A 22,828-nucleotide genomic window follows, 5' to 3' on the forward strand; every position below is an offset into this window, starting at 1 on the left:
AACTGAATTTGTTTAGAAAGAGCACATTATGAAATCATTTTTATTAAAAGCTTGGAAGACGTTTGCTCGTCCAAGTGTACATATCAGCCTAGGTGTCCTAACCCTAGGTGGATTTTTAGCTGGCATTATCTTCTGGGGTGGGTTTAACACGGCACTAGAAGCAACTAACACCGAAGAATTCTGTGTTGGTTGTCATGCTGATAACATCGCACCAGAATACGCTGGCACTATTCACGATAAAAACCGTTCAGGTGTTCGTGCTACTTGTCCTGATTGCCACGTTCCTCACGATTGGACATCAAAGATTTCTCGTAAGATTCAAGCAAGTAAAGAAGTGTTCGCTCACTTTGCTGGCTTTATCGATACACCAGAAAAATTTGAAGAACGTCGAATAACACTTGCCCAGCATGAATGGGATCGCTTTAGCGCTAATAAATCCTTGGAATGCCGTAATTGTCACGATTACGATGGTATGGACTTTACTAAAATGTCCCCTACTGCTCGCATTCAAATGAAGCAAGCGAAAGAACGTGACCAAAGCTGTATTGATTGCCATAAAGGTATTGCACACCACCTTCCTGAAAATATGGATTCAAGTGGCGGCATGATCTCTGAACTAGAGCAATTGGCATCAAACACTAAATATGAAAAAGATGAAAACTACACCAGCGTTCGTCATTTACCTATCTATGAAGATAAAGCATTATCCGTTGAAGCGGGCCTTCTAAACCCTGCGTCTTCAGTAAAAGTTGTTGCTGAATCTGGCGATGTTATGCAAGTTGAAATTGCAGGCTGGCGTAAAGACAAAGGTTACGGTCGCGTAATTCAAGAAGACTTTGGTATGAATATCGCGGTTGCTTCTTTACTAAAAGAAAGCGCACAGAACGATGCGGTTGTTGATAAATTCGAAATTAAAGAAGACGACTTAACCGGCCTACCATGGCAGCGTGTGAACGTGAAAGTGTGGATGAAGAAAGATGCAATGCTAGCAAATGTTCAACCTATTTGGGATAAAGCTAAGCAATCTTACCAAACTAACTGTTCTGTTTGTCACACTCAACCAGCTGAAGATCACTTCGATGCCAACACATGGCCGGGTATGTTCAACGGTATGATGGCATTTGTAAACTTCGACACAGACAGTAAAGCACTGGTATTGAAGTACCTACAAAAACACTCTTCAGATTTTTCTGATAACAAACACTAAGCGATTGATGGAGTAATTTGAATATGTCTGTTAGCAGAAGAAGTTTTCTTAAAGGCTTAGCGACAACAAGTGCAGTATCTGTAATTGGTCCTAGCCTACTAGCATCATCAAAAGCGATGGCTGCAGAAACAACAGGAACATGGAAAACATCCGGTTCTCACTGGGGTGCATTCCGTGCCCACGTTTATGCGGGTAAAGTACAAGAAATTAAGCCATTAGAAATGGATAAATACCCTACTGATATGCTGAACGGCATTAAGGGAATTATCTACAGCCCATCACGTGTTCGTTACCCAATGGTGCGTCTAGATTGGTTGAAGAAACACAAATACAGTGGCGAAACTCGTGGTAACAACCGTTTTATCCGTATGACGTGGGATGATGCGCTTGATTTGTTCTACCGCGAACTAGAGCGCGTTCAAAAAGACTACGGCCCATGGGCATTGCACGCGGGTCAAACTGGCTGGCGTCAAACAGGTCAGTTCCACAGCTGTACTAGCCACATGCAACGTGCTGTCGGCATGCACGGTAACTTCATCACAAAAGTAGGCGACTACTCGACGGGTGCAGGCCAAACTATTCTGCCTTACGTATTAGGTTCGACAGAAGTTTACGCTCAAGGTACATCTTGGTCTGAAATTCTTGATCACAGTAAGAACATCGTACTGTGGGCAACAGATCCAGTGAAAAACCTGCAAGTTGGCTGGAACTGTGAAACACATGAATCATTCGCATACCTTGAACAACTGAAAGAGAAAGTTGCAAAAGGCGAGATCAACGTACTGTCTGTTGACCCAGTGAAAAACAAGACACAACGTTTCTTGGGCAACGACCACATGTATATCAACCCGCAAACTGACGTAGCATTCATGCTGGCAGTTGCGCATACCTTGTACACTGAAGATCTTTACGACAAAGAATTCATCAAGATGTACTGCTTAGGTTTCGACGAGTTTGTTCCTTACTTCATGGGTAAGAGCAAAGATAACATCGAAAAAACACCTGAGTGGGCAGCGGAAATTTGTGGTTTACCTGCTGATGAAATCCGTGACTTTGCACGTATGTTAGTTTCTGAGCGTACTCAGATTCTATTTGGTTGGTGTATTCAACGCCAAGAGCACGGTGAGCAGCCTTACTGGATGGGTGCTGTAATCGCAGCCATGGTAGGTCAAATTGGTTTACCTGGTGGCGGTGTTTCTTACGGTCACCACTACAGTTCAATTGGTGTTCCATCAACAGGTTTCGCGGCACCAGGTGGTTTCCCTCGTAATGTTGACGAAGGTCAGAAGCCTAAATGGGATAACAACGACTTTAACGGCTACAGCCGCACTATTCCTGTAGCTCGTTGGGTTGATTGTTTGCTTGAACCAGGTAAAGAAATCAAATACAACGGTTCTAAAGTTACCTTACCTGATTACAAAATGATGATAATCAGTGGTAATAACCCGTGGCATCACCACCAAGACCGTAACCGTATGAAGCAAGCTTTCCAGAAGCTTCAAACGGTTGTAACCGTCGATTTTGCTTGGACGGCAACCTGTCGTTTCTCTGACATCGTACTGCCAGCTTGTACACAATTTGAACGTAACGATATTGATGTTTACGGTTCATACAGTGGTCGTGGTTTGGTTGCGATGCACAAGTTAGTTGACCCGTTATACCAATCGAAAACTGACTTCGACATCTTTACTGAGTTGTCTCGTCGTTTCGGTCGTCACAAAGAATATACCCGTGGCATGGATGAGATGGAGTGGGTTCGCTCATTGTACTCTGACTGTCGCGACGCAAACAAAGCCAAGTTCGACATGCCTGAGTTTGATGAATTCTGGGCAAAAGGCGTACTTGATTTTGGTGAAGGTAAACCATGGGTTCGCCATGCTGATTTCCGTGAAGATCCTGAAATCAATGCACTAGGCACACCATCAGGTTTCATTGAAATTTCAAGCCGTAAGATCGACCGTTTCGGTTACGAACACTGTCAAGGCCACCCAATGTGGTTCGAGAAGAGTGAACGTTCTCACGGTGGTCCTGGTTCGAAGAAACACCCATTCTGGATGCAGTCTTGTCACCCTGATAAGCGTTTGCACTCTCAAATGTGTGAATCTGAAGAAATGCGTGCAACTTACGCCGTGAAAGGTCGTGAGCCTGTATATATCAACCCGAAAGATGCAGCAGAAAAAGGCATCAAAGACGGTGATATCGTTCGCGTATTCAATGACCGTGGTCAACTACTTGCTGGTGCAGTTCTTAGTGATAGCTACTCTCGTGGTGTTATCCGTATTGAAGAAGGTGCATGGTACGGCCCGCTTAACGAAAAAGTTGGTGCAATTGATACCTATGGCGATCCAAATACCCTAACTCAGGATATTCCGTCATCAGAGCTTGCTCAGGCAACAAGTGCAAACACCTGCTTGGTTAACTTTGAGAAGTTCAAAGGTGAAGTGCCACCTGTTACTTCATTCGGCGGTCCGATCGAAGTAAGCTAATTGGTATTACTGCGTTGAGCTATATCACTGCATATGACTAACCAGTCAATAAAGGGTATTCATGACATTACTTATTCAAGTAAAGCATGAGTGCCCTTTTCTTTTTCATACCGGTAACGATTCTCTACCCCCCCCCCCTTTAATTTCATTTCTACCAATGCCTAGCCCACAATTCATTGACCATTACATTCACCTTGACACATATCGTCATTTGGCACTTATTATTGAGAATATCAATTACCCCACAAACTAAACCTGAAGCGGCATCACATCCCCTTACATAAAGTACAAACCATATATTCTTTTTTCACATATTTCTTACATTCAACCTATAGAAACCAGCCTTATTGCCGATAAAAAGAACATAAGAATAGAAATACACTGTATTTGACATTTGCTAAAGGAATAACCCGATGAAATTTAATCACAAAATTGTGGCGACCTCTTCCGCCATTCTCTTGGTTGCGCTGTCTGCGCTCTCTGCTAATCAATATTTCAATATAAAATCGCAGATCCACTCACTGGTTACTAAAAGTGTGGAAGAGATTGTATCGGGTATAGGAAGTGCCGTTAATGCCGAATTAAACAGTCGTAAAGCGCTAGCCAGCTATGCCACCAGCATGGCAGAAGAAAATCTAACGCCATCTGAGATTGAAACGGTGATTAGCCAACCTATCGTAAAGAATACTTTTCTACTTGCAGGGCTTGGTTTTGAGTCAGATGGGAGCTTTGTGAGTAACGATCCTAACTGGGATCCTGGTGCATCATGGGATCCGCGTAGCCGCCCTTGGTATAAAGATACCAAACAAGCCAATAGTATTATAATAACAGCACCGTATGCTGATTCAGTAACCAATGAAATATTGGTATCAATTGCGACACCAGTGATGCAAAACAATCAATTTAAAGGGGCTATCTTCTTTGATGTCAGCTTATCTGGTTTAGCGGAATTGGCGAACAAGGTTTCTTTGCTTGATGCTGGCTACATCTTCCTCGTTTCGGCTGATGGCATTATCATTTCACACCCAAATGCCAAATTAAATGGCAAACCAATGTCGAGCTTCTTAGGTAACACATCAATTTCTGAGCAATCACAGAGTTTTGTAGCTGACGGAAAAGATCTAGAGGTATCATTCGACAAAATTGATGGTCAAGACTGGTACGTAGGTGTTGTGCTCGATGAAAGCATCGCATTTGCTGCCGTTGATGAGCTGAAAAACGATTCTATCATCTATTCGTTGGTGGCATTGTTCGCTGGCATCATCGCTTTGTTGTTAGTATTTAAAGTCTTAATGCGCCCACTGCGCGAATTAAACGAAGCAATTCAAGACGTCGCCTCAGGTCAGGGAGACTTAACCCGTCGTCTCGATACCAACACTGACGAAGAGTTCGCAGAATTGGCAAAAGGCTTTAATGCCTTCACTGAAAAGCTGCAGCACTTAATTATCGAAAGTAAGTCGCTAGGTGAAGATATTATGGCTGGCACCGAGCAAACGGCAGAAGGTGCAAAGCAATCAGCTAGCGCGATGTCGACTCAGCTGCAAGAATTAGAGCAACTCGCAACAGCAATGAACGAGATGGCATCAACCTCTTCAGATGTAGCCGGTAACGCACAAGGTGCAGCCGCTTCAGCCCAAGAAGCCGATAACGCAGTAATCGAAGGGGCAAGCATTGTCTCACATACAACATCAGCCATTAACGAGCTTTCAGAGCAAATTGACCAAGCCGTAAACGTGGTTCGCGAACTGGAACATGCGACAGGCAATATCGAAACCATCTTAAAAGTCATTAACGAAATTGCAGACCAAACTAATCTGCTTGCGTTAAATGCAGCCATTGAAGCCGCTCGTGCTGGTGATTCAGGCCGAGGTTTTGCAGTGGTCGCCGATGAAGTAAGAACATTGGCACAACGTACTCAGCAATCAACCACAGAAATCCGCCAGATGATCGAGCAGTTACAATCTGGATCAAGCTCTGCCGTGACCGTTATGAGTCAAAGTAAAGAAACGGCAACCAATACAGTAACGAAAGCCCAAGAGGCAGATGGTGCGCTAGAGCGCATACGTGTTGCCATTCAGCAAATCAGTGACATGAACATGCAAATTGCCTCTGCGGCAGAAGAACAAAGCCTAGTCGCTGAAGAAATCAACAGTAACACTATTAAGATAAAAGATTTATCGGAACAGGTCGCAAGTGCTGCAGATGGAGCCAACGACGCGATGGCAATTCAAATTAATACCGTACGTGCCCAAGATGACATCATGAATAAGTTTGTGGTGTAAGCTATAGCTTAAAATAAAAGACCGAACTGCATACACAGTTCGGTCTTTTTTATTTTTCAATTAACAGCATCTTGAAGCTCGCCCCACGCCACTAGGCGTTCAAAGTATGCTTTAACCGTTTCATACCGTCATCAATACTCACCAAGGGTGTATAGCCTAAATCACGCTTAGCAGCACTAATATTAAAGTAATGGCTAGTCGACAGTTGGCGCGCAACAAAGCGAGTCATTATCGGCTCTTCTTGCTTATTCAAAGCGCCATAAATCCACTCTAATAATGCACCTACCTGATATGCTAATCCCGCGGGTACACGCTTTGTCACCTTCGGTAAATCAGCACACGATAAAATTTTATTGAGCATAGATGCCATTGTTATGGGTTCATCATTACTCAAAAAGTAAGCCTTACCAGCACAAGTACTGCTTGGATCGGTTAAACGTAATGCCGCTAAAATATGGGCATAGGCAGCATTATCAACATAAATGGTATCAACCAGTTTATCTTCACGCCCCACAAGCTTTAAACGCCCCGCTTTCGCACGTTCAATGACTCTAGGCACAAGATGTGGATCATTCGGCCCCCAAATAAGGTGAGGACGCAATGCGACAGTTCTCACTGACTTCCCGTTTGCAGCCAATACCATTTTCTCGGCAATGGCTTTAGATTCTGCATAAAAATTAAGGTAGCTATCGGCATAGGGTGTCGATTCATCAATGTCTGCTTCATCATTGCCTGCAAAGGTAACACTTGGCGTGCTGGTATAAACCAACTTATCGATACCAAGCTCTTGACATGCCTCTATGATATTACGCGCACCGTCTACATTTGGGCTGTAATAATCACTTTTCGATCCCCACACCCCTGCTTTTGATGCAACATGAAATACAAGATCACAACCTTGCATCGCTTGTAATAAATCAGACTTAGTACTGATATCACCTTTCACCATGGTGACACCCATTTGCTCTAAATCGGGGTAACTGCCACGGGCAAAACCTGTAACTTCAATACCAGCAATGCGTAGGTATCGACAAATTGCTTTACCTAGAAAACCACCCGCCCCCGTAACAAATGCATGTTTTACACTTGAAGATAACGAGAGTAATGCCGCTTCTTCAGCCGGTAACAATTCTCGACATGGGAGCAATTCACGATCAGGAAATTTACGATTAAGCAGGCTTTGTGAGTGGGATGAAATACTCATGATGCTTTCCCTTCTTTTTGCGCCCATACAGCCAGTTTTTCTCTGAAGATCTTGGCGTTATGGCGTATATCAACGGGAAAATCAGGATGAATAAGAAAATCAACAATGCCCACAGTTTGCTGATGTTTGGCGCCAATCGTTTTAAGCTCGGCAAAAAACGTATTACGGGCAGTATCATCTGTTAGGGTTGTGCCTTTATTAAGCTCAACACACAGCAGTGGTACGGTTTCACCATTACGTTCAATGCCTACCAATGCGGTACGCTTGACTGAAGAGTGAGTATTAAATATACGTTCACAAGGAATAGAGAAATACGGCAGCCTGTCTGATGCAACCGCAACGCGATTGGCTTCAACACGGTGAGCTTTACGACCACACATCCACAGCTGCCCGTTTTCGTCTAAATAGCCCAAATCCCCCATGCGGTGACGTACAGTATCCGCTCCATCGGTAATTTTAGCCTGAACAGTTGCATGATCACGATGATAATACGCACGGCTCACCATTGGACCTTTTACAACGATTTCGCCAATTTGGTTTACAGGTAAGCACAGGGCTTCGTCCCACGTAGTAATTGGATCGTCAGTGATCGTAATGATCGCAATATCAACACCATCAACAGGTTGCCCGACACAAATACCACCACCGTTATCAGTGATATCCGTGGTTTGCATTAATCGGTCACTACCAATCATAGTAAGAGGTAATGATTCTGTCGCACCATAAGAATTCAGTACTTCAACCCCATCCTTTAGCATTTTACTAAAGCGCGAAATAGACGAAATAGTGGCAGGTGCACCAGCGGAAATAACACGTTTGATACTGGGTAATGTATGAGGCTTATGACGCTGCGTCCCTGCTTGCCCTAAACGCTCTATCAATGCAGGATTCACAAACATATTGGTACATTGGTATTGTTCTATCGCAGCAAACAAACTGTCGGGATTAGCCGTTATTGGTTTACTGGCATCCATATCAGGCACAATCGATGCCATGCCTAAAGCTGGACCAAAAAGAGAGAATAACGGGAAGGTAGCGAGATCACGCTCGCCGTGGGCGATACCATAATCATTTTTCAATACACTGATTTGTGCTTCAAACATTGCATGGGTATACACAACACCTTTCGGCGTACCCGTACTGCCACTGGTAAATAGAATGGCAGCCATATCATCATTTTTGAGCTTGGCAATATCGTAATCAACCGCTTGATGCATTTTACTGCGCGGCTTAATAACGGTATTTCGCTTAAGCAATGCTTTTAGTGTTGTGCCACCAAAAATATTGGCGAACACATCATTCCCACCAACGGTGAGTAAACGTCGAACACTCGGTTTACCCCAACCAAATAAACAACGGGCAATATGTGCTTTAGGAATACCAATAAACGCATCGGGCTTAGCTTCATCAAAGCACTGTTTGAGGTTTTTAACCCCCATTCCGGGATCCACCAAAATAGGAACAATACCCGCTTTGAATAACGCAAATGTAAGGGCAAAAAAATCAAGACTAGGCGTTACCATCAGTACCGCTTTCATGCCTCGTTTAATACCGTGATCATTCAGCGCTTGCGCAATCGCATTACTGTCAGTATTTAACTGTTCGAACGTTAACTCTTCATAGCGTAGTTTGCCGAATAATGATTTTATTTGAACAGCAACAGCGAGTGAATCAGGCGTTTCTTTTGCCGCGCGTGTTAAGTGGCGGCAAATATTGGCTTTATTAGCTTTCGAAGATGCTAACGTCGACGCCTCATCTGAATCGAAAGAGGCATCAGTCTCATGCCCTTTATCCATCACAAATCTGCCTCGCTTGGCTTGCTATCAGTTGCTAATGGCGTCTTCATAAAATCTGAAATAAGCGGTACAACCTCATCGCAGGCATCTTCTAATATGTAGTGTCCGCAATCTTCGAACTCATGCACTGTCGCATGTGGCATTTTTTCACGCCATACAGCTAAGAAGTGCTTATCAAATACAAAATCTTTCAAGCCAAAACAAATAAGCGTTGGAACGTGCGAGAACTTCGGCAAACTTGCAGCGATCTCAGAAACTAGCTCGTAGTTTCTATCCCCTTTTCTTAATGGAATATCTTGCACAAAACGTAATGTAGAAATACGGTTTTCCCAAGAATTGAAAGGAGAAACATACGCTTTACGCACTTCAGGGCTCATTGGCTTACGCTTAACGCCAATATAAGAAGCAATGGATGAGAATGCATTAAAACCACGTACTAAGCCTGTGCCTAATAACGTATTGCGGCAAATCCATAATGCCCACGGAAAAGGTTTAGTGTCAGGTAAATGGAAAGCACCTGTATTGAGTATCACTAAACGTTTAATGCGGTCAGGATAACGAGCCGCATAACCCATGCCGATCATTCCACCCCAGTCATGTACGACAAGGGTAATATTTTCACGTACTTCAAGGTGTTCAAGTAACGCTTCGAGATCATCGATACGGTTCTTTAACGTATAGTCATAACCCGTGTCATCGGGTTTATCCGATAAACCACAACCGATATGGTCAGGTACGATACATTGGTGGTTCTGGCTTAATTCCGTCACCAAATTACGGTAATAGAAAGACCAGCTCGGGTTACCATGAACCATGACGACAGGTTCACCCTGCCCTTCATTTACGTAATGGAGTTTGTGCCCATTGCGGCTAAGAAAATTACGTTTAAAGGGAAACAACGTGTCTAACATGACCAATCCTTGACTATTCTCAGCATGGAATTACCCATCCTGTTTTTGTAACTATTTCGGTATTTGCACTAAGCATTTATCAGTAACCATCTCTGCTGTTTCATTTTCATGCACTTTTAATATGAATTAAAAATGAAACAACGATAAGGTTTGATTACCACTTTAGCCCTAACATCATACAGTTAAGTCCACTACCTATACCTAGAAAACTCACATTATCGCCTGATTTTAAGAAACCATGATCGTGAGCCATTGCAGCGGTAGCAGGTAAAGAAACACTGCCCATATTGCCCATTAGCTTATAGGTCGGAAATTCTTTATTTACTGGAATATTGAGGGCATTAAGGACTTGTCGACGATTCGAAGCGCCAACTTGGTGACAAATAACTTTATCTACATTTTCAACAACCCAGTCACGCTGTGCTAAGAAATGTGACCATGTATCACGCGCCAGTTGCACACCTTCTTTCAGAAGGGTTACGCCATCTGTTCGCATAAATTCACGGTACAGCTGAGGCCCTACTTCTTGTAAGCCCCACTGACATAGATCGTGGTGCTCAGGTGCTGATAAGTGGCTAGCACCTAATAGCTGATGCTGGCGCTCATTGTGAAGAGGAAGGCTTCCATCTGTTAATATCACAGCAACAGCACCTGAACCGCCAGTTAAGGTCGCTAAAGATTGTGCAAAATTTTGCATCGTCGGTTCGGCAAGCATGTGGTCAATTGTAATATCAACAATATGACGGGCAGATTCACATGAAACCACTAATCCAGCTTTGATTTGCCCTAGTTCGATACGATTTGCGATATCAAGAATGCCCGAAAGTACGCCTAAACACGCATTGCTGATGTCATAGATAGCCGTATTTTTTGATACACCTAATTCAGCTGCAATACGGCAAGCCGTTGCGGGTTCATGCTGATCTCGGCATACACCGGTGTACACAACAGCACCTAAATCTCCAACATTGATACCCGTTTCATCAATCGCTTTACGGGCTGCTAATAATGCGCCATCAGATAAAACGTGACCTTTCGGCCACCATCGACGCTCTTCTATTCCAGTAAGTGCTGCCAGTTGGCCCATAGGAATACGGAATTTTTGATATAAAGGGGCTAAACGGGATTCTAACTCAGAACTCGAAACCACTTGTGGTGCTAGCTCGTAAGCTAGACTATTGATAAATACGCTAGAATATTTCATTAAGCTATATAACTTGCTCACTATCTCGGCGAAAAGTGCCGATCATCGTTATTATGGGTTTATACCAAAACAACCTCAATCCATCGTAGATGCGCTGCTGAAGATTCAGTTAAAGGCAAATAAACGGCAGTAAACCATCGATTTTAATCTCACAGATCCCTGCGACTTGAGGTAACTTGGGTATAGTAACGCGCCATTTGAGCAAGAAAACTCGCATGATTCAATAAAAACTGTCATATAACGAGATGTTGCTAGCTTGTACGACCAGTTTTAAATCATTTGAATTTACAGACTGTAACCATCAAGGTAGATAAGTTCATATTGAGTTACACCACTTGGGTTATTCCTCCTAATAATGAGCGCCAATTAGCATAATAATATTATTATGCTTGTATATTCCGACCTTCATGAGAGTTGTTGCAGCAATGAGTAAAATTTATCACCACCCAGTGCAAATCTATTACGAAGATACCGATCATTCTGGTGTGGTTTATCACCCAAATTTTTTAAAGTATTTTGAACGTGCACGCGAACACGTTATTGATAGTGATAAACTCGCCACATTGTGGAACGATCACGGATTAGGCTTTGCCGTATACAAAGCGAATATGATTTTTCAAGATGGTGTGGAATTTGCTGAGATCTGCGATATTCGCACATCGTTCACATTGGATGGCAAGTACAAAACACTATGGCGTCAGGAAGTCTGGCGACCAGGTGCAAGTCGTGCAGCCGTTATTGGTGATATTGAGATGGTATGTCTAGATAAAGAAAAACGCTTACAACCTGTACCTGCTGATATTCTCGCTTCGATGATGGCTGATTAAATACGTATCGCACCCTGCACTGCCTGTCATTCTCATGTTTACCTACATGCGAATGACAGTAGCATCTCATTTCAGCATTGGCTTTTAGAGCGTTTTCCCTCTCGAATTAAAGTTATCAAATTATATAGTCACCGTTGTTACTTAGGGAAAACTTCCAACCAATTAATAACCCTTGCTTAAATCGTATAAATAACACCCATTTATTTGACCGTCAACTTTACGATAACAAGTCACTTTAATTAACTTGTTATGACTCAACCTTCTCCTGCTTTTTTCTAACAATTCACTTGATTCAGAAGTTTCAATAACACCAATTTTGATCATATAACCGGTACGTTGATACAAAAGACAGAGCCATAGCTGAATAGTACTTGAAGATGACAAAAAAATATCCTTTCGAGTAATCAGCCATATCTTTTATATCTACTCACATCCTGCCAATAAGTTACCTGTTTGTGGAGTAAAAAAAGTGTAATCATCTACTATATTGTCTAATGACTTTTTTTTGCAATCAAGCTCTAAAACCCGTTGATATCAGCTGTTACATCACACTTATTTACAAAAATGCGGCATAGGTCATATTTTCAATTGCATCTGAGTATTTACACTAATTTGGTAGGATAATAGATATACAATCAATAACTTAATAACGTAAACATTACAAACGCTCGGGAATTGCTTTTTAAAACGGCTCTGAAGTGATCCAACCTCTTGCTCCAGTGATTGTAACGAAAAGCGTCCTCGGGTAGTCTGCCAACCATTAACTGATTAAGCATGCTTTCATTACGGATGGTAAGTACCTCCTTATTTGATAATCGCAGCAGTAGTACAGCAGGATTATGATGGATATTACCGTTACGGATGAAAGCACAACTGTGCATCGTCGAATGTCAAAAAAATGCAGTCATAAATATGCATAATCTTTCTACTCGTACATTCCGAAGCCATGATGCTGCCAATCAATTTTTAGCGCCTGTACTCACACATGCGTTATGCCATTTTTTCACTCTTATTTTTCACCAGTTGCCTAATCGCAACGCCCACACCGAATATATAACACCCAGCTCTTGGGTGTTAAGCGGAGACTCATGATGAGCCAAACCCCGAAAACCACGTCTGAATCGCAGGAAGATACGCGACTCAATAAACGTCTTAAAGACATGCCAATTGCGATTGTTGGCATGGCGAGTATGTTTGCGAATTCCCGTTACTTAAATAAGTTCTGGGATCTTATCAGCGAGAAGATTGACGCGATTACAGAAGTGCCAGAAACTCACTGGCGCCCAGAAGATTATTACGATGCAAACAAAAGCACGCCGGATAAGTCTTACTGTAAACGTGGCGGCTTTATGCCGGAAGTTGATTTTAACCCAATGGAATTTGGCCTTCCGCCTAACATTCTTGAACTAACTGATACGTCACAGCTACTTTCACTGATCGTAGCAAAAGAAGTGTTGGCTGATGCCAAGCTTCCTGAAGCATACGACCGCGATAAAATCGGTATTACCCTTGGTGTGGGTGGTGGTCAGAAGATCAGTCAAAGCCTTAACGCTCGTCTTCAATACCCTGTTCTAAAAAAAGTATTCAAAAACAGCGGTATCAGTGACGAAGACAGTGAAATGTTGATTAAGAAATTCCAAGATCAATATATTCACTGGGAAGAAAACTCATTCCCAGGTTCTTTGGGTAACGTTATTTCCGGTCGTATTGCTAACCGTTTCGATCTCGGTGGTATGAACTGTGTGGTTGATGCAGCATGTGCGGGCTCTCTTGCTGCATTGCGTATGGCATTAAGCGAGCTTGTTGAAGGCCGCAGCGAAATGATGATCACAGGTGGTGTGTGTACCGATAACTCACCAACCATGTACATGAGCTTCTCTAAAACACCAGCATTTACAACCAACGAAACAATTCAACCATTCGATATTGACTCGAAAGGTATGATGATTGGTGAAGGCATCGGTATGATTGCGCTTAAACGTCTTGAAGACGCAGAGCGCGATGGCGACCGTATCTATTCGGTTATTAAAGGTGTTGGTGCATCTTCAGACGGTAAGTTTAAGAGCATTTACGCGCCGCGCCCTGAAGGCCAGGCTAAAGCACTTAAGCGCGCTTACGACGATGCCGGTTTTGCACCGCACACACTTGGCTTACTTGAAGCCCATGGCACAGGTACAGCTGCAGGTGATGTGGCAGAATTCAGTGGCCTGAATTCGGTATTCAGTGAAGGTAATGACGAGAAGCAACACATCGCATTGGGTTCAGTGAAATCTCAGATTGGTCACACTAAGTCAACAGCAGGTACTGCAGGTCTAATCAAAGCGTCTTTAGCACTGCACCATAAAGTACTGCCGCCAACAATCAATGTAACCAGCCCTAACCCTAAACTGAATATTGAGGACTCACCTTTCTACCTCAATACACAAACGCGTCCATGGATGCAACGTGTTGATGGTACACCACGTCGTGCTGGCATCAGTTCATTTGGTTTCGGTGGTACAAACTTCCACATTGTATTGGAAGAATACACCCCAGAACATGCACGCGGTGACAAATACCGTCAGCGCCAAGTCGCACAAACGTTATTGTTTAGCGCAGCGTCTCGCGAAGCACTGATTGCGAGCTTAAAAGAAACATCAGCAAATATTGCTAACGATAGTGTGAATCTTGAAACACTGGCTGAAAGCCATGGCTTACGCAGCATCGAAGAATCACACGCACGTTTAGGTCTAGTTGTTAAAACAAGCGAAGAGCTAAACACTCAGCTTGCTCAAGCAATTTCAAACCTAGAAAGCCAAACTAAAACACATTGGCAGCTTCCTAGTGGTACAAGCTACCGCGAATCAGCGCTTGTAAACGGTAATGATTCAGCAAAAATTGCAGCATTATTTGCGGGTCAAGGTTCACAATACCTGAACATGGGCCGTGAGCTAGCATGTCATTACCCTGAAATGCGTCAACAGTTAGCGAAAGCTGATCAAGTATTCGGTCAGAATAAGAAAACAGCACTATCACAAGTTCTGTTCCCTATTCCAACGTTCAATAAAGAAAGCACACAAGCACAAGAGGCTTTACTGACTAATACCGCCAATGCACAAAGTGCAATCGGTGTAATGTCGATGGGTCAATTTGAACTGCTAACGCAAGCAGGCTTTAAAGCCGACATGGTTGCAGGCCACAGCTTTGGTGAGTTAAGTGCCCTATGCGCTTCTGGTGTTATCTCTCAAGATGATTACTACCAGCTTGCTTTTGCACGCGGTAACGCAATGGCAGCAACACCAGCAGAAGGTGATAGCGGTACAATGTACGCTGTTATTCTTGACGCTGATAAGCTGGCAGATGTTGAAAAATGCATTAGTGCATTTGAAGGCGTAAGCATTGCTAATTACAACGCGCCTACACAATTAGTTATTGCGGGTCCTACAGACAACGCTCAACTTGCTGCCAAAGCACTAACAGAGCAAGGCTTCAAAGCGATTCCTCTTCCGGTTTCTGGTGCTTTCCACACCCCACTCGTTGCTCATGCACAAAAGCCTTTTGCAACAGCTATTGATAAAGCAACGTTCAGCACACCAACATTACCGCTTTATTCTAATGCGACAGGTGAGCTGCATAAGAACGATGGCAAGGTCATTAAGAAGGCGTTCAAGCAACATATGTTGCAATCTGTTCGTTTCAGCACACAGCTTGAAGCTATGTATGATGCTGGCGCACGTGTATTTGTCGAATTCGGACCAAAGAACATTCTACAAAAGCTGGTTGAAAAGACGTTAACGAATAAAGCCGATGAGCTTTGCACGATCAGTATTAACCCGAACCCTAAAGGTGATAGTGATCAGCAATTACGCTTAGCCGCTGTTCAGCTGGCTGTTGTGGGTATCTCGCTAGACAATATCGACCCATATCAAGCAGAGATCGCGCCACCAGCAGCAACATCACCAATGAACATCAAACTAAACGCAACGAATTACATTAGCCCTTCTACCCGTGCGAAAATGGCAAAATCATTAGCAACCGGCGAAGTAAGCACAAAAACTGAAATCGTTGAAAAAGTCGTTGAGAAGATTGTGGAAAAAGAAGTGATTAAAACGGAAATTCGCGAAGTACCTGTTGCTGCAGCGCCAACGCAGGCTGTAACTGTACAAGCAGCGGCGCCAGCAGTCGCAACAACAGCGCCAGCTCAAGTTGTTACACAAACAACGGCACAACTGCCAGTCGGTGATGCGTCACTGCATGCATTCTTTAGTGCTCAACAGCAGGCCGCTGAACTTCATCAGCAGTTCCTAGCGATTCCTCAGCAATACGGTGACACATTCACGGCATTGATGACAGAACAAGCTAAAATGGCAACGGCTGGTATTGCGGTACCTGAAAGCCTACAGCGTTCGATGGAGCTATTCCATCAGCATCAGGCTGAAACGTTAAAAGCACATGCCCACTACCTTGAGTTACAAGCAAGCAGCAATAACTCTGCATTAGGTATGTTGACTTCACAAGCGCCTGCTCATCAGGTTCCTGTTTATCAGACGCCAGTTCAGCAAGTATCAGTAGCTCCGGCTCCTGCTGCTCCAGTAGTTGCTACGCCAGTCGCGACACCTGCGCCAGTTAAGGCTGTTGTTCCAACTCAACAATCAGCACCTGTCGCTTCAGCACCTGTCGCTTCAGCGCCAATCGCAGCACCTGTTGCACAAACAGTTAAGCCAACACCTGTTGTTCAGGCAGTAGCACAAGCGGTTGTTCAAACCGCGAATCCAGAACAAGTTATGCTAGAAGTGGTTGCAGAGAAAACTGGCTACCCTACCGAGATGTTAGATCTCGATATGGATATGGAAGCAGACCTAGGTATCGACTCGATTAAGCGTGTTGAGATTCTAGGTACAGTGCAAGACCAAATGCCAAACCTGCCTGAGCTAAGCCCTGAAGATCTTGCTGAGTGCCGTACACTGCGCGAAATCGTTACTTACATGAACAGCAAAATGCCTGCAGCTTCTTCTGCTGCAACGGTTACTTCTGCTCCTGTAGCATCAAACGGCTTAGACGCAACACAAGTTCAAAGCACAATGCTTGAAGTGGTTGCTGAAAAAACTGGCTACCCAACTGAAATGCTTGATCTAGAAATGGATATGGAAGCAGACCTAGGTATCGACTCTATCAAGCGTGTTGAGATTCTAGGTACGGTTCAAGACCAGCTACCAACGCTTCCTGAGTTAAACCCTGAAGATTTGGCTGAATGTCGTACGCTAGGCGAAATCGTAAGCTACATGAACAGCAAGCTTCCTGCAGCTTCTGCTGTAGCAGCGACAGTTGCTTCTGCTCCTGCATCAAATGGCTTAGACGCAACGCAAGTTCAAAGCACAATGCTAGACGTTGTTGCAGATAAGACTGGCTACCCAACTGAAATGCTAGACCTTGCAATGGACATGGAAGCAGATTTGGGTATCGACTCTATCAAACGTGTTGAAATTCTAGGTACAGTGCAAGACCAACTACCGGGCTTACCTGAACTGAACCCTGAAGACTTAGCAGAGTGTCGTACGCTAGGCGAAATCGTAGATTACATGAACAGCAAATTACCTGCTGCTCCTGTACAAAATGTAGCGGTTCAAACAGCAGCACCAGTAGCGGCTCCTGCATCTCACGGTTTAGATGCAGCACAAGTTCAAGGCACTATGCTTGAAGTGGTTGCCGATAAAACTGGCTACCCAGCAGAAATGCTAGACCTTGCAATGGACATGGAAGCAGACCTTGGTATCGACTCTATCAAGCGTGTTGAAATTCTAGGTACTGTGCAAGACCAACTACCGGGTTTGCCTGAACTGAACCCTGAAGATTTAGCTGAGTGCCGTACACTGGGCGAAATCGTTGACTACATGAACAGCAAACTACCAGCTGTCTCTACACAAAATGTAGCAGTACAAACAGCAACGGTATCAGTAGCTGCGGCTCCTGCATCAAACGGTTTAGACGCAGCACATGTTCAAAACACGATGATGAATGTGGTTGCCGACAAAACAGGTTACCCAGCAGAAATGCTAGACCTTGCAATGGACATGGAAGCTGACCTTGGTATCGACTCTATCAAGCGTGTTGAAATTCTAGGTACAGTGCAAGACCAACTACCGGGCTTGCCTGAATTGAACCCTGAAGATTTAGCTGAGTGTCGTACACTGGGCGAAATCGTTACTTACATGCAAAGCAAGCTTTCTAACACTTCAGCAGTTGCAGCGCCTTCTGCACCTGCTGTTGAAAACCTTGTAGAATCGATTGCAGAAACAAGCAATGTAGAGCTTCCTCCTCACAGCGAGGTGGCGCTAAAAAAGTTACCAGCGGTAGATAAATTAGTAGACTGTTTTTCCAAAGAAGCTTGTATCGTGATTACCGATGATGGTCACAATGCCGGTGTTCTAGCAGAAAAGTTAAGTGCAAACGGCCTTCAAGTTGCTGTTGTACGTAGTCCTCTATCTGCCGCGTCACCGTTAAATAGCGAAATCGCGAGCTACACATTAGCAAGCATTGATGACGCTAGTATCAAAACTGTCATTTCAGACATTGAGAGCAAGCAAAAAGCAATTGGTGGATTCATTCACTTACAGCCTCTTGCTGCCGATGTTAAAACAGATAAAACAACAGCTGTAACATTGCATGCTGCGGCAAAAGAAAGTATCTCGATTGCTTTCCTATTCGCTAAATTGCTTAAAACTCAGCTAAACGCAGCAACAAACCGCAGTGCCTTCTTTACGGTAAGTCGTATTGATGGTGGCTTTGGTTACTTGAATGCAGAACAACTTATCAATGCAGAATTAAACCAAGCGGCATTATCTGGTTTAACGAAAACATTGAGCCACGAATGGTCAACAGTATTCTGTCGCGCACTGGATGTTGCACCAACGCTTGATGCTCGTCATCTTGCAGAAGCAGTAACAGCTGAATTATTCGATATTGATACTCACACTGTTGAAGTGGGCCTTGCTGATGCGAATAACGGTGAATCTGGTCGAGCAACACTGATTGCAACCGATGCTGGTACTGCTCTAACAAAAAACACCTCAGCAAAACTGGACAAGAACGATAAAGTGCTTGTAACTGGTGGTGCTAAAGGCGTTACGTTTGAATGTGCATTAACACTGGCTAAACAGTGTAAATCACACTTCATTCTTGCAGGTCGTAGTAAGCATATTACGACAAACGAACTGCCAGAATGGGCACAAGGTAAACAAGCAAACGAGCTAAAGCCAGCAGCCATTCGCCATATTCAAACATCTGGCGATAAGCCAACACCAAAGAAAGTAGACGCGTTACTCAAACCTGTATTAAGCAGCCTTGAAATTAACACTGCTCTTTCTGCATTTGCTAACGTGGGTGCGAGTGCTGAATACATAAGCCTTGACGTATCAAACAGTGACTCTGTTGCTAAAACATTGTCTCAGTTCAATGATATTACGGGTCTGATTCACGGCGCAGGCGTGCTAGCTGATAAACATATTCAAGATAAAACGCTTGATGAGTTAAACCTTGTTTATGGCACTAAAGTAGGCGGCCTTGAAGCTGTGCTTAACGCATTAAGCAGCGACAAGCTAAAACTGGTTGCGATGTTCTCATCAGCAGCGGGCTTCTACGGCAACACTGGTCAAAGCGATTACGCGATGTCCAATGAAATCTTGAATAAAGCAGCATTACAGCTGTCTGCACGTAACCCTGAAGCTAAAGTAATGAGCTTCAACTGGGGACCGTGGGACGGTGGCATGGTAAACGCAGCATTGAAGAAAATGTTTACTGAACGTGGTGTATACGTGATTCCTCTTCAGGCGGGTGCTGAGCTATTTAGCTCTCAGCTGCTAAGTGAAACAGGTATTCAACTGCTTGTGGGTACAAGTATGCAAGGTTCAGACAACAAGGAAGCCGCTGTAAAAAAGCTTGATGCGGAGTCTGTGCTAGTAGCAAAGAGTCCGCTGAATTCAAGCATCACTGTAACACGCGATCTTGACCCGAAGGCAATGCCTTTCATCAATGATCACTGCATTGCCGGTAACCCAGTGTTACCGACAGTGTGTGCCATTCAATGGATGCGTGAAGCAGCAGAGCAAGTGCTAGGGGCGAACGTTACTATTCGCAACTACAAACTGCTTAAAGGCGTGATCTTTGATACTAATGAAGTACAAACACTCACATTGACACTGACGCCAGACGCAAAAGCAACGGATCAAATTAAAGCTTTGATCAGCTGCCAAGGCCGTCCTCAGTATCAAGCGATGTTGGTTGTCGAATCCGTATCAGTTGCACAGGCTAAAACCTTTACCGCGGATTCAAATGAACCCGTGACAACGGCTGAAATCTTATACAGTAATGGCACCTTATTCCATGGTCCACGACTGCAAGGCATCACAACGGTTGAACGTTTTGATGATGCTGGTTTGCTAGCACAGTGTCAGCTACCAACAGTTGCTGATACAGACTGTGGCGTATTTGTACCAACCCAACACCTTGGTGGTTGCCAGCCTTTCGCTGAAGACTACTTGCTACAAGCAATGTTGGTGTGGGCACGCTTGAAATACGGTGCTGCTAGCCTACCTTCAGCAATCGGCGAATTTGTTTCTTATGAACCAATGCAAGCCGGTGATAAAGGTTGGTTAGAACTCGACGTAATTAAAAATACGTCGCGCTCACTACAGGCTAACATCTCGCTTTACCATCAAGATGGTCGTTTAAGTGCTGTTATGAAAGGCGCAAAAGTAACGATCAGCAAAAGCCTAAACGAGGCATTTTTGGTGAAGTCTGAGCCAGAGAAGGAGCTTCTGTCATAGTGGCTGATACTTCTAATAAAGCGATGCCATTGCGCATCGCTCTTTTAGCCCAAGCAGCAGACGCTGCTGGGCTTTCTGCCGATATTTTAGTGTCATTACCAGCAATTCAACATATTGCGGTTGATGGCAATTTCAATGCCGCGCTTCAAACTGCGATTCAAGCTGTAAACCAAGGTCAGTTGGTTCAACTTACCCTTCAATGTAAGCCAAACGAACCACAACACCGTTTACTAATGCTTAACGGTTTAGCTGCAGCTAAAAACAAAATCCACCCACACGCATATCTTGCAGGTTTTGCTGAAGGCTCTGTTAATAGTCTAGAAATAGCCCTCAACCAATCTCGTCGCCAGAATGCCGATCTCAGTCATCAACAAACATCTGAAACATTAGCTGCCGATCAGCAGTTTTTGGCTTTCTTTAAGATGATTGATGGTATTGCCAGCCGAACAATAAAAACAGCTGATAATACAAACCATTATTGGTTCACTGAACCGCATAAAGCACGCGTGGCAAGTTTAACGTTTAATGCCAATTCTGACTCAGAAAGCAGCTTGGTATTAACACAAGCAACAGGCTTACAAAAAGCGCAATCATTACTGAACGCCTCTCGCCTTTTCTTCATCGTGGCAGGGCAAAATGAAATAGACTTATCTGTACAATTAGAGCAGCTAAAGCAACGCTTAACAGGCTTCCCTGATAACTTGACTGCAAATGACAACGCCACACTTATTGCTTTAATGACAGAGAACTTAACACAGTTTCAAACTGACGTTTCGTCTGCCACTTCATCGATGTCACTACCGACTATCGTATTGCAAGGTGCTTCTGTTGCCGCTGTTTTGCAGGAAATATCTGCAATCAGTAATGCTTTACCAAAAGTAATAGCAGAGAAAAGTCATTACAAAACACCAGCCGGAAGTTGCTTCTCACCTGCACCCAATAGCAAAGGCGGTGTTACTTTTGTCTATCCAGGCGTTGGTACTGTATACCCTGGCATGTTCCGCGAATTTCATCAGTATTTCCCCGCACTTTTCGCACAACTAGAGCGCGAAGGAAACCTGAAAGAAATGCTGCAAGCCGAAAAAACATACGGTGAAAATCCAGCCGAAATGACACTCGGTGAATTAGCCATTGCTGGTGTTGGTAGCAGCTACTTGTTAACCCAATTACTCTGCGAAGAATTTGCCGTTAAGCCTGATTTCGCTTTAGGTTACTCTAAAGGTGAAGCCTCAATGTGGGCGAGCTTAGGTGTGTGGAAGAACCCACATGCATTGATCGAGCTAACCCAAACGAGCCCAATTTTCACCACAGCTATTTCCGGTAAGCTAACCGCTGTTCGTGAAGCATGGCAATTAACTGATGCAGACGAAATCACATGGAATAGCTTTGTTGTTCGCTGTGATTCGGCGTCTATTGAAGCATTATTACCTGAATTCCCGCGCGCCTACCTTGCGATTATTCAAGGTGACACTTGTGTATTAGCAGGTTGTGAAGCGACATGTCGTGCCTTACTCAAAAAGCTTGGCAAACGCGGTATTGCAGCGAATCGTGTAACCGCTATGCACACCACACCAGCATTAAGCCAGCATTCACAAGTCACCGAGTTTTATACTCAGCCATTATGTGATCAGCTACCGACGAACATTAAGTTCATCAGCGCGGCTGGGCTATTGCCTCAGAATCAAAACGTACCTGTAAATATCGACAGCCAAAGTATTGCCAATTCGATTGCCGATACTTTTTGCACAACACTCGATTTTACCGCTTTGATTCGCACCGCCCGTGAACAAGGCGCACGTTTATTTGTTGAAATTGGTGCCGACAGACAAACCAGTACGCTTATCGATAAGATAAACCGCACAGATAACGTAACAACAGAGAGTTGTACTATCGCAGCAAATGCAAAAGGCGGCGAAGATATCGTTACTTTGCTTAAATGCATTGCCCAGTTAATTACGCATCAAATACCGCTGTCACTTTCACCCCTGCTTCAAGGGTTAGAAGAACAAGTGAATACACTGGAATTACGCAGTGCATCTTCAGCTAATACCACACCGAACACTACACAAGGAGAGCCAGTGTGAGTTCTCAACATAGTACTGCTTCCCAA

The 22,828-nt window shown here is 44.0% G+C and carries 10 protein-coding genes; 6 read left to right on the plus strand and 4 right to left on the minus strand.

Annotated elements, in window-relative coordinates; translation table 11 throughout:
• Positions 1-28: 28 nt before the first annotated feature.
• From torC to C9J47_RS06515, 3 genes are all read left to right on the plus strand, one after another.
• A complete protein-coding gene (torC, locus tag C9J47_RS06505) occupies positions 29-1,207 on the plus strand; it encodes a pentaheme c-type cytochrome TorC (RefSeq protein WP_107252798.1) in 1,179 nt (392 codons plus the stop codon).
• Between the two features lie 23 nt (positions 1,208-1,230).
• Positions 1,231-3,693, plus strand: a complete 2,463-nt coding sequence (torA, locus tag C9J47_RS06510) for a trimethylamine-N-oxide reductase TorA (protein ID WP_107252799.1) — start codon at positions 1,231-1,233, stop codon at positions 3,691-3,693.
• 413 nt (positions 3,694-4,106) lie between these two features.
• Positions 4,107-5,975, plus strand: a complete 1,869-nt coding sequence (locus C9J47_RS06515) for a methyl-accepting chemotaxis protein (RefSeq protein ID WP_107252800.1) — start codon at positions 4,107-4,109, stop codon at positions 5,973-5,975.
• A gap of 91 nt (positions 5,976-6,066) precedes the next feature.
• Here the strand turns inward: C9J47_RS06515 and oleD are convergent, their stop codons facing one another.
• The 4 genes from oleD to C9J47_RS06535 all read right to left on the minus strand — a co-directional run bounded on the left by oleD (position 6,067) and on the right by C9J47_RS06535 (position 11,090).
• A complete protein-coding gene (gene oleD / locus C9J47_RS06520) occupies positions 6,067-7,179 on the minus strand; it encodes a 2-alkyl-3-oxoalkanoate reductase (RefSeq protein ID WP_107252801.1) in 1,113 nt (370 codons plus the stop codon).
• Entirely contained in the window at positions 7,176-8,975 is a 1,800-nt protein-coding gene (oleC, locus tag C9J47_RS06525) for an olefin beta-lactone synthetase (RefSeq protein WP_107252802.1), read from the minus strand. The genes oleD and oleC overlap by 4 nt, the downstream gene beginning before the upstream one ends.
• Positions 8,975-9,886: an alpha/beta fold hydrolase gene (locus C9J47_RS06530; RefSeq protein WP_107252803.1), complete on the minus strand. Its 912-nt coding sequence runs from the start codon at positions 9,884-9,886 to the stop codon at positions 8,975-8,977. The genes oleC and C9J47_RS06530 overlap by 1 nt, the downstream gene beginning before the upstream one ends.
• 154 nt (positions 9,887-10,040) lie before the next feature.
• Positions 10,041-11,090, minus strand: coding sequence for a 3-oxoacyl-ACP synthase III (locus tag C9J47_RS06535; protein ID WP_006231582.1), 1,050 nt, complete (start codon positions 11,088-11,090; stop codon positions 10,041-10,043).
• A 425-nt stretch (positions 11,091-11,515) separates the two neighbouring features.
• Here C9J47_RS06535 and C9J47_RS06540 point away from each other — a divergent pair, with 425 nt between their 5' ends.
• The 3 genes from C9J47_RS06540 (at position 11,516) to C9J47_RS06550 (ending at position 22,802) form a co-directional block, all read left to right on the plus strand.
• The gene (locus tag C9J47_RS06540) at positions 11,516-11,917 is read left to right on the plus strand and encodes a thioesterase family protein (RefSeq protein WP_036803613.1); all 402 of its coding nucleotides are present in this window, start codon (positions 11,516-11,518) and stop codon (positions 11,915-11,917) included.
• 1,091 nt (positions 11,918-13,008) lie between these two features.
• Complete coding sequence (locus C9J47_RS06545) at positions 13,009-20,718, plus strand: type I polyketide synthase (protein ID WP_146150842.1); 7,710 nt, start codon at positions 13,009-13,011, stop codon at positions 20,716-20,718.
• Entirely contained in the window at positions 20,718-22,802 is a 2,085-nt protein-coding gene (locus C9J47_RS06550) for a PfaB family protein (RefSeq protein WP_170107467.1), read from the plus strand. The genes C9J47_RS06545 and C9J47_RS06550 overlap by 1 nt, the downstream gene beginning before the upstream one ends.
• Positions 22,803-22,828: the final 26 nt, after the last annotated feature.

The sequence above is a fragment of the Photobacterium indicum genome (assembly GCF_003026215.1).
GTDB lineage: Bacteria > Pseudomonadota > Gammaproteobacteria > Enterobacterales > Vibrionaceae > Photobacterium > Photobacterium indicum.

What these genes read in the sequence shown, in the direction of transcription:
- torC (WP_107252798.1), top strand. Translation starts at nt 29, where the DNA reads ATGAAATCATTTTTATTAAAAGCTTGGAAGACGTTTGCTCGTCCAAGT.
- torA (WP_107252799.1), top strand. Translation starts at nt 1,231, where the DNA reads ATGTCTGTTAGCAGAAGAAGTTTTCTTAAAGGCTTAGCGACAACAAGT.
- C9J47_RS06515 (WP_107252800.1), top strand. Translation starts at nt 4,107, where the DNA reads ATGAAATTTAATCACAAAATTGTGGCGACCTCTTCCGCCATTCTCTTG.
- oleD (WP_107252801.1), bottom strand. Translation starts at nt 7,179, where the DNA reads ATGAGTATTTCATCCCACTCACAAAGCCTGCTTAATCGTAAATTTCCT.
- oleC (WP_107252802.1), bottom strand. Translation starts at nt 8,975, where the DNA reads ATGGATAAAGGGCATGAGACTGATGCCTCTTTCGATTCAGATGAGGCG.
- C9J47_RS06530 (WP_107252803.1), bottom strand. Translation starts at nt 9,886, where the DNA reads ATGTTAGACACGTTGTTTCCCTTTAAACGTAATTTTCTTAGCCGCAAT.
- C9J47_RS06535 (WP_006231582.1), bottom strand. Translation starts at nt 11,090, where the DNA reads ATGAAATATTCTAGCGTATTTATCAATAGTCTAGCTTACGAGCTAGCA.
- C9J47_RS06540 (WP_036803613.1), top strand. Translation starts at nt 11,516, where the DNA reads ATGAGTAAAATTTATCACCACCCAGTGCAAATCTATTACGAAGATACC.
- C9J47_RS06545 (WP_146150842.1), top strand. Translation starts at nt 13,009, where the DNA reads ATGAGCCAAACCCCGAAAACCACGTCTGAATCGCAGGAAGATACGCGA.